The 9,594-nt window shown below is 55.3% G+C and carries 7 protein-coding genes; 4 read left to right on the forward strand and 3 right to left on the reverse strand.

Going from position 1 to position 9,594, the window contains the following annotated elements:
• The coding region (locus ABX962_RS20705; RefSeq protein WP_372721919.1) for a DNA gyrase subunit B at positions 1–1,898 on the reverse strand (1,898 nt) is incomplete at its 3' end.
• A 212-nt stretch (positions 1,899–2,110) separates the two neighbouring features.
• Positions 2,111–2,575 carry a ribonuclease HI gene (gene rnhA, locus ABX962_RS20710; RefSeq protein WP_345327177.1) on the reverse strand — a complete coding sequence of 155 codons (465 nt, stop codon included), beginning with the start codon at positions 2,573–2,575 and terminating at the stop codon, positions 2,111–2,113.
• A 303-nt stretch (positions 2,576–2,878) separates the two neighbouring features.
• Between rnhA and ABX962_RS20715 the strand changes: the two genes are divergently transcribed.
• Entirely contained in the window at positions 2,879–3,649 is a 771-nt protein-coding gene (locus ABX962_RS20715) for a hypothetical protein (protein WP_372721920.1), read from the forward strand.
• 229 nt (positions 3,650–3,878) lie between these two features.
• On the opposite strand, the gene ABX962_RS20720 is transcribed toward ABX962_RS20715, so the two are convergent.
• Positions 3,879–5,645, reverse strand: coding sequence for a sensor histidine kinase (locus ABX962_RS20720; protein ID WP_372721921.1), 1,767 nt, complete (start codon positions 5,643–5,645; stop codon positions 3,879–3,881).
• 941 nt (positions 5,646–6,586) lie between these two features.
• On the opposite strand from ABX962_RS20720, the gene ABX962_RS20725 reads away from it, so the two are divergent.
• The 3 genes from ABX962_RS20725 to ABX962_RS20735 form a co-directional block, all read left to right on the forward strand.
• Entirely contained in the window at positions 6,587–8,284 is a 1,698-nt protein-coding gene (locus tag ABX962_RS20725; RefSeq protein ID WP_372721922.1) for an SHD1 domain-containing protein, read from the forward strand.
• Positions 8,285–8,500: 216 nt separating this feature from the next.
• On the forward strand, positions 8,501–9,031 hold the full coding sequence (locus ABX962_RS20730; protein ID WP_372721923.1) for a GrpB family protein: 531 nt from the start codon (positions 8,501–8,503) through the stop codon (positions 9,029–9,031).
• Between the two features lie 87 nt (positions 9,032–9,118).
• Positions 9,119–9,594 (forward strand): serine/threonine protein kinase (locus ABX962_RS20735; protein WP_372721924.1); only part of this gene is annotated, 476 nt, incomplete at its 3' end.

Genomic DNA, 9,594 nt, shown 5'->3' on the forward strand with positions numbered 1-9,594 from the left:
CCTTCGGCGCGGCGTCCGTCTTCGGCTTCGAAATAGGTGTCGTTCAAACCACGTTCAAGCAATTGAGACTTCATCTCTTCTTCGCTCTGAATGTAGTAACGTGACTTGCCGTGCTGGACGCGGAACAATGGCGGCTGAGCCACATAAACGTGCCCCGCAGCAACCAATTGATACATCTGACGATAGAAGAAACACAGCAGCAGCGTGCGAATGTGACTACCGTCAACGTCAGCATCGGTCATGATGATGACTTTGTTGTAGCGACGCTTGGTCAAGTCTTGATCGGCACCAATTCCAGTTCCGATCGCTTGAATCATCGACTGGACTTCTTCATTGGCAAGCACTTTGTCTTCGCGGCTCTTGTAAGCGTTGATGATCTTACCGCGAAGCGGCAGGATGGCTTGATAATGCCGCATTCGGCCACCCTCGGCCGAACCACCTGCCGAGTCACCTTCCACCAAGTACACTTCGCACTCTTCCATCTTTTTACTGATGCAATCGCGAAGTTTTCCGGGCAATCCGCCGCCACCGAGCGCGTCTTTGCGTTTTCGCAGCAAGTCTTTTGCCTTGCGTGCCGCCTCGCGTGCTTCCGCAGCGAGCAAGCCTTTTCGCACGATCGTCTTGGCAACCCGGGGGTTCTCTTCAAAGTACTTGGCTAACTGTTCGCCCACGCCCGCATTGACGATGCTTTCCACATCACTGTTGCCCAGCTTGGTTTTCGTTTGCCCTTCGAACTGCGGATGCGGGACGCGAACGCTAATCACCGCGGTGATGCCTTCGCGGAAATCGTCACCGCCTGGAACTGCGGATCCTTTGAATAGATTTTCTTTCTTGCCGTAATTGTTCAACGTCCGCGTCAACGCCGATCGGAAACCCGAAACGTGGGTACCGCCTTCAATCGTGTGGATGTTGTTGACGTAAGATTGGACGTTCTCGGTGTACTCGGCGCTGTACTGCATTGCGATATCGAACTGAGTTCCGTCCTTATCGCCTTGCAATTGGATCACATCGCTGTGCAAAACGTCGCTGGCACGATTGAGATGCTCGACAAACTCGACGATCCCACGCTCGTACTGGAAATCGCCACCTTCGCCATTGCGTTCATCATGGAATTTGATGTGCACGCCGCTATTGAGGAACGCTAGTTCCTGAAGCCGTTTGAAAAGCGTATCGAAGCTGTACTTCGTCACACTAAAAATTTGATTATCGGCTTTGAACGTCGTCTTTGTTCCGGCGCGTTTGGTCACACGGCCTTTGACGACCGGCCCGGTGGGAACACCCCGCTCGTACTCTTGAGTCCAAGTGAAACCATCGCGGCTGACTTCGACTTCGGCCCATTGGCTTAGAAAGTTGACGACGGTTACCCCGACGCCATGCAGACCACCGGAGGTTTGATAGGCGCCCTTTTCAAACTTGCCACCAAACTTCAGCACCGTCATCACACCCTCGAGCGTGCTGACTTCGCGGTCAAGTTCCTCAGAAAGCTGGTCGTGACGCGTGACGGGAATCCCCCGTCCGTCATCTTCGACCGTAACGCTACCGTCGGTATGCACGGTGACGGAAACGGAATTCGCGAATCCCGCCATCGCTTCGTCGATCGAGTTGTCGACGACTTCGTAGACCAAGTGATGCAATCCTCGCGTCGAGGTGTCACCGATGTACATCCCGGGACGCTCGCGGACATGCTCGAGGTCCGAAAGGTGCTGCAAATCTTTGTCGGTATATTCCGAGTTTGCTTTGGGTGCCGTGGAGACTTGGATGGAGGCAACTTGCTGTGCGGGAGCATCGCCCGTGACCGCCGCAGCGTCATTCACTGCAGCTGTTTCGGGGGTTGCGTTTGCGTCAGCCGCAGGAGTTGCGTCGTCGGAGGTGGGTTCCGATTGGGGGTCGTCGCTCATGAAAAGCCTGTATCGAGAACACTCGGGAAGTAGCCGAAAAAAGTTAATCGCTATGCGACGTATTCTAACGTTTTTCTCGACGTTCCGCGATGCCTCCTTGGCATCCCCAAACAACGCGATTTTACGGTGTTTTAGCGGCTTTTAAAACGACTCCGCCGATTCACCACAAACCGGGAGCGAAACCCCAGTTTGATGCTCCCGCAGAAACGATTTTAACGGGCCGATCGGGGAAGGTATTTTTGGTACGCCTGGACCGCCAACTTGTCACAACGCTCGTTCTCGAGATGACCGGCGTGCCCTTTGACGTGATTGAAAATGATCTTGTGCTTCTGCATCAATTGATCGAGTTCACGCCACAGTTCTTCGTTTTTGATCGGCACCAATTTCGAACCGTCTTTGCGTTTCCAACCACGACTCTTCCAGCCCTTCATCCAACTGGTCATCCCCTGGCCCACATAGGTGCTGTCGGCATGCAGCGTGACCTCACATGGTTCCTTTAGCGATTCGAGTCCGCGAATGACCGCCATCAATTCCATCCGATTGTTGGTCGATTCCGGTTCCCCGTCGCTGCGTTCAAGTTCCTTGTCCGTCTTGCTGCATCGCAAAATGAACGCCCAACCGCCTGGGCCCGGATTCCCACTGCACGCACCATCAGTGAACAGATCGACTTTTTTCATTCCAACTTTCCTCATTCCCTTGAAAAATCATTCTCAGCAGAAAATCACTCTCGGCAGAGACGACTCACCAAGCCCCCGCCAACCCAACTGTCTAGTGAAAAGGTGTGCCAGCCACGTGAAAACGGTTGAAACCAGATCGATTTGAACAGCGAACACGATACATTAACAAATGCATGGCCGATCGAACATCGACCGCATCGTTGCCGAATGGCGTCGTCACACGGCTTCGTCCAGTGGCGGCAAACCGATTGGCCCAGGGTTGTTGGCCAACACACGCTAAACGGGGGGAAGAGGGAGCGAAACATGCAGTCACACTTTCACTGGCAACGTTCCAACCACTTGCAACGTTACAGCCCCCAATCAAAACCACGTCCCCGATATCGCCCGCCATTGCGGATCGTGACAAGCTTGGCCGCGATCACACTTGCGACGATTGCGCTAGATCGGTCTGCAGTGGTCGCACAAATGATCCACACCGCGGCGCCGTTCCAGCAGATCGGGACGAACACGTTTGAAAACAATCAATTCGGATTCTCGCTGCAGGGACCGAACTTCTTTGCCAATATCAATCCCGGCAACAACCCGGCGCCCTTTGCTCCCGAAGCGGTCAACTCAGGGGTTTCAGGCAATCTGCGACAAAATTTTGGTAACGGCATCTCGGGCAACCTGCGTTTCAATTTTGCTCAAGGCAGCAGCCAAACTCTCTCGAGCACGACGCCATCGGTGACCACCATGAATGGGGTTCCGGGGTCGATCGTTTCGCAAACCGTGACCCCGTTTGTCACCGGCGTCACCCCGGTGGTCGGGTCTTACCCCGTGCTCGCCAATCCGGCGCAAATCAGCCAGCAATTGATTCAGCAACAATTATGGTCGGTCCAGCAATCCAATGCCCAGCTTCGCATCGAGCAGCTCAATGAATCAATCGAGCGGGCCGAACGGGCGGCATCGCAAGGCAAAATAAAGATGGCACGCGCGAACTACTTGAACGCAATCCGTATGGCCCCCGAACCGCTGCGATCGTCGCTGAAACAACGCATGGCGGCGGTGTTGAAACAGGCCCGCAGCCGAGAATGAACGCAGCCGACAATAAGTGGGTCGATAGTTAAAGAAGAGGTTCACTTCGCGGCTTCTGAAGTTGCGTCCGTCGATCCCACATTCAACCCAATTGCGTGATCTGACCAACTGGAAAACTCAACTTCAAAACTTGCGACTGCACGCATTTGGCCGAGAGTGACGCCGAAAGTCTTGGCGACTTTCGCTACGTCATGGTTTGCTTGATCTGGCTGTGGCCCACTTAGGCTTTTCACGTCGAGGGGCGTGATGCGGTCAAGCTGCTTGCGGCGTCTTGTAGTGCCGCGGGCACCGCGCCCTGCGATGGGATCGAGATCGGCGAAACGCTCGCTAACCGCCATGGCAGCGTGACCCAAAAACGGCTGCCGCGTCCCAGTTCACTTTCAAAATCGACTTCGCCCCCAAGCAGCTTTGCCAACTCTTTGACAATCGACAAGCCGAGTCCGGTCCCTGCAAACTCGCGAGTCAAACCTTCGTCATTAAGTACTTTTTGGCTCTGACGAAATTTTTGGAAAATGATGGGCTGGTCCTCCTCGGCGATCCCCACTCCGGTGTCACTGACAGACAATCGGAAGCGACCGTTTTTGACGTCCTCGATGTGAACGGTGATCATGCCACCTTCGGGTGTGAATTTGATCGCGTTGCTAAGCAAGTTATTGAGAATTTGGCCAAGTTTGTTTTGATCTTGGTAGGCTTTGGGAAGGTCCTCGGGAATCTCGACGGTCAACGAAATATTCTTTTCTTCGGACAACGAATGGATCATGTCGCACTGCGCCGACACCAATCGCGACAAATCAAATTCGGCGCGGCGCACTTCCATCTTGCCCGCTTCGACCTTGGCTAAATCCAGAATATCGTTGATCATTTCCAGCAGCAAACGCCCGCTTTTACGTATATTTCCCGCGTATCGCCGCTGTTTATCGTTCAGCGAATCGATCCCCTGCAGCACTTCAGAAAAGCCAATGATGCTGTTCAGCGGCGTTCGTAATTCGTGACTCATGTTGGCCAAAAAGTCGCTCTTCAGCCGGTTTGCCTCGTAGAGCTGCAGGTTCAATTGCGCAAATTGATCCACCCGAGCATCCAATTCGCGGTTAACCTCTTGGATTTTGTCTTGCGTCTCGGTCAAGTGACGAAGCATTCGGTTAAACGCGTCGGCCAATTCACGGAACTCGTCTTCGGTATCGATCGTGGCGCGTTGGTTGGTGTCACCATGAGTAATCGCATCGCTGACATCACGCAGGTGATACAGCGGCTGTAACACCAAGTAACGTACGATTGCGTGCAAGACAAACAATGTCACGGCGATAATCAACATCGCCAAGGCAATCACGATCGCGCGAATCCAAGTCGTTTGCTCGTGCGTTTCCTGGTACGGCATACTGACGCGGAAGACGCGAAACGGATATTGCGATGCGAGCTTGGTTGGGTCTTCGTCGGGCGATGTCGAAATCGCGCCCCCGGTGGGACTGTGACACGACAACACGCATGTTGGTTTAAAGAAAACGGGCGAGTAATAGATGTAACGATCATCGACTGGACCGTCCTCGGCAAACACCGTGGTGCCAAGTAATCCGATCCGGCTCATCGCTTCGTTTTCGCCCAAATCGAGCGGCCGCTCGACATCAGGCCGGTCTTCGGCGATCTGGCGGCTGAGCCACTCGCGATACTGAGGCTGCAGACTTTTCAGTCGCGCTAACTCCATCGCTCCGAGCGGCGTGTTGACGGAGGGCAATTCGATTCGCGGCAAATTGTCATAGGTCGCCGAATCCTGTAACGCCAGAATCTGGAAGTCAATCTTGGCGTTCAGCAGCTCGGACCGCAGTCCCCCGAGCAATTCCTTTTCACGCGTTACCACGTCTTCAGGCAATGCCGAGGACCACTGCGCATCACTGTGGATCATCATCAATTCCGCCGCTGCGTAGTCACGAGCCCGTTGCCGGGTCGTGTTGGTGACCAAACTTTTGGCCAGCAATTGGACGACGAAAAAAGCAGCGCACATCAAGACGAGCAGCGCAGAACCAAAAAAGAGCAGACATTTCCGCTCAAGGCTCATCGATGCAAAAACGCTCTTGATGAAGCGAAACATGGAAATCCGAGGCAATCGTAAACGAAAAAAATGACAAAGCGGCATGCACGTGGATGCAATCGACAACAATGACAGGCACGCCTGCGGCCTCCGACCATCGCCAAGCTGGGGGACGCAAGTCCTGCGTCCCCCGGTGTTCGTTGCCCAGTCAGTATACTTTAAACAAAAGCCGTTCGATCGAACCTAACCCATGGACGCGGCAAAGCTTACAACTTTGCACCCGCCACTGAATTTGACCGCTTTCCACGCCAAAAAAGAGGGCCAAAAGCAGCGAAAAGCGTTTCCGCTCAACACAAACGCCCGTTCTCCGAGCGGGATTGGTCCCCGATCGGTTCCCCTAGTGTGACGAATTATTCCGATCCTGGGGAGGCGAATTTCGAACCCCACTCGACCTCCACATGGGGCACCCGCACCACCCTAGACGATTCTTGCTGGATCATTAAAACCCGACCTGATTGCGCAAAGCTCTCCATTTAACCTGAATTCGCTGCTTGCTTGCTGATTTTCTGACAACTAGCATGTGGGGCAGGGTGATAGCAGAAGCCTACCGGTCAAATTGATTTATTCGGTTATCGAACAAGGCCATTGCCCCCCAAATCCCACCTTAGAAACTCGCACGCGACCCGCACTTCGGTGTGGAGGAGACAAAACGAACTATGAAACGAACGGCCCGAAGTCTATACCGATGGAGCCTCGTTGCCACGTTGACTTGCCTGCTCGGTATTAGCCCTGCATCCGCCGGATGGCTTCTTCGACACGCTTGCAGTGAACCGGCTCCCACCTGCGGTGCCCCGTGTCCGCCCATCCATTGCCCACCTGTTCACTGTCCCCCGGTAATGCACTGCCCTCCAGTAATGCACTGCCCTCCGGTCCAGTGTCCCCCGGTTGTTTGTCCTCCCGTCGCTTGCCCACCGCTTCATTGTCTTCCAGCCCCAGTCGCCCCCTGCTGTGGCGAAGTCTCTTACGAAGCGGTCGATAACAACGGCATTTGCGACTACAGCGGCGTCGACAACGGCACCGTGATCGAATCGGCTCCGATGCAATACGATAGCGGAATCGAATACGCGGCTCCTATCGATCACAGCAGCATGCCGATGGAAATCGAAAACGCTCCTCCGGTTCCCGCCGACCTGGGTTCGTCAAGCGAAGCGGAAACTAGCTCGCCTTCGGATTCACCGTTTGAGAAAGCTCCCGCGGACAATGAAGATCACGCCGAGCAACCTGCTCCGGCGATGCCACTGGAAACCAAGCCTGAACCGCCTGCGGTACCGGACATGCCTGAGCCGCCTGCGACCGAACCGGCGCCAGCGGACGATTTGTTCGGCAGTCCTGCTCCGGCAGAAGCCGAGCCAGCCCCGGCCGAGCCAGCCCCCGAAAAACCTGCTCCTGCGGAGCCAGCCAAGCCGGCCGCTCCAGACGCAGCGGATGATTTGTTCGGTGATCCTGCTCCCACCGAAACCACGCCCGAGCCAACCGAAGATCCGTTCGGTGCGCCAATGCCTGCCGAAACCGAACCTGCTCCGGCAGACGACTTGTTTGGCGACCCACCGGCTACCGAACCTGAAACCAAGCCCGCTGAAGAGCCTGCCCTGGACGATCTATTCGGCGGCGACGCTTCGCCAGCAGGCGAAGAATCGGCTGCTAAACCGCCCATGGATGACGACATCTTTGGTGCTGCTGACGATTCGCCAGCCGAAGCTCCAGCCGATATGCCAGCGAACGAATCGCCAGCCAACGAATCGATCGACGATTTGTTTGGTGGTGATGCGCCGGCCGAAGAGGCTCCTGCGGCCGAACCACCTGCAACCGATGCACCAGCTGCGGACACCAGTCTGGATGATTTGTTCGGTTCGGACGCCCCCGCGTTGGATACACCTGACGAAGATGCGGCGCCGATGGAAGCACCTGCGACCGACGCACCGGCTGCGGACACGGGTCTTGATGACTTGTTCGGCAGTGACGCTGCGGCCACCGATCCCGCCCCCGCGGGAAGTGACACCAGCATCGACAGCTTGTTCGGTGACGCCCCCGAAACGCCTGCAGCACCTGCGGACGCTCCAGCAGAACCTCCTGCCGACGCTCCCGCAAACGATCTCGACGGCTTGTTCGACACTCCGCCGGCCGACGATGCGGCACCTGCATCCGATTCGATCGATGACTTGTTTGGCGCTCCTGGCGATGCCGACGAAGCCACACCCAAGACCGAAGAGGCTGGCACGTCGATCGATGATCTGTTCGGTCACGCCGAGCAACCTCAAGCAAGCGAAGTCGATTCGGAAGAGTCGACACAGCTTGTCGTTTCCGAGAAGAACACGGTTCGAATTACGTCGCTTGCCGACACTGGCTCGCGAACCTGGATCGATAACACCGGAAACTTCCGCACCGATGGACGTTTGATCGAAATCAATGCGACCAACATCCGACTGCTCAAATCGAACGGCAAAAAGTGCACGGTGCCATTCTCGCGAATGTGTGCGGCGGATACCGCTTATGTCGAATCGATCGAAAAGCAGATCGAAGCTTCCAAAGTGGCAATGTTGATCAGCCGATAATCAAATCCCTTTGATTTCAAAATCGAACCGGGCCAACGAGCAATTCGTTGGCCCGGTTTTTTTGTTGCCTGTCGTCTTGTTGATTCGTTTTTTTACGGACTGCATCCCGAATCCTCCGACTTCGGCTACATTCAATCTTAGAGCTGTTCGTCATTCACCAATCCTGAATCACCTGATCCCGAATCACCGACGCGAACTGATCAAGGCATTTTCGTTATGGCCTCTCATCCCGTCCGCTTGATGCACTTTGACCCAAGGTGGCGTCAAGAATTTGAGCAAACTCGCAGCAGCATCCTGCTGTCGTGTGAAGGGCGGGTCGTGGATGTGGTGCATATCGGCAGCACGGCGATCTCAGGGCTGATTGCTCGCCCGACCATTGATGTGTTGGCCGGAGTGAACGATGTGGCGATGATGGAATCGGCAGCGTTATTAATCGAAGGCCTCAATTTCCGACGCGATGAAACGCCCCACTGGGCCCGTGAAGCGATCGCGTTGTTCAAACCTCGCTACGTTACGCCTGACCAGCCTGATCCGACCCATTGCGTCTATTTAATGCAGACATCCACCCCAGCTTGGATTCAAGCGGTTTCCATTCGCGATTATCTACGGCAAAATACGGAGTCGGCACTCGATTTCGAAGAGGCCAAAGTGCGGCGTTGGCGAGACGGCGAGGGGGATTTGCAGCAGTACGAAGCGGACAAAGCGATCTTCTTTGCCCACCTCAAAGACCAAATCGACGCGTCGTAACCGCCCCCTCGCCGAGGCAAACTATAATCAATTCAAATTTGGCGGATTGTTCTCATTCCCGTTCTCATTCCCAAGCTTTAGTCTCCTATGCCGCGCAGCCGACTTGGCCCATTAGCGATCGAAGCGAAACTCGGTGACCATCCGTCACAGAGTTCGGTGTGGCGTGCCATTCACGTCCAAATGCACAAAGCGGTTGCCGTCAAGGTGTTCTCGTCCCCCTTTGGCGCGACGCCAGAAGCCCGCACCCAATTTGCCGCAGAGTGGGAAACGCTAAAAACGTTGCAACATCCCGCCATCGCCCGCTGCTTTGGCGGCGGATTCGAAGACAAAGACGCCTACTTGGCTTACGAGCTTGTCGACGGCGAAACATTGGCGGCCGAGATCGAGCGACGCAGTCGGTTGCCATGGGAATCGGTGCTCGAGTTTGCCGAGCCGATCATCGGTGCGCTGTGCTATTTGCACGAGCGGAACATTATCTATGGGATGCTGGCCCCCGACAAAATTCTGTATGCGGGACTGAGCCCCTTGCTCGTGGACGTTCGCACCGATCGATTTCATTCCAA

The sequence above is a fragment of the Novipirellula sp. genome (genome assembly GCF_041583735.1).
Lineage (GTDB): Bacteria > Planctomycetota > Planctomycetia > Pirellulales > Pirellulaceae > Novipirellula.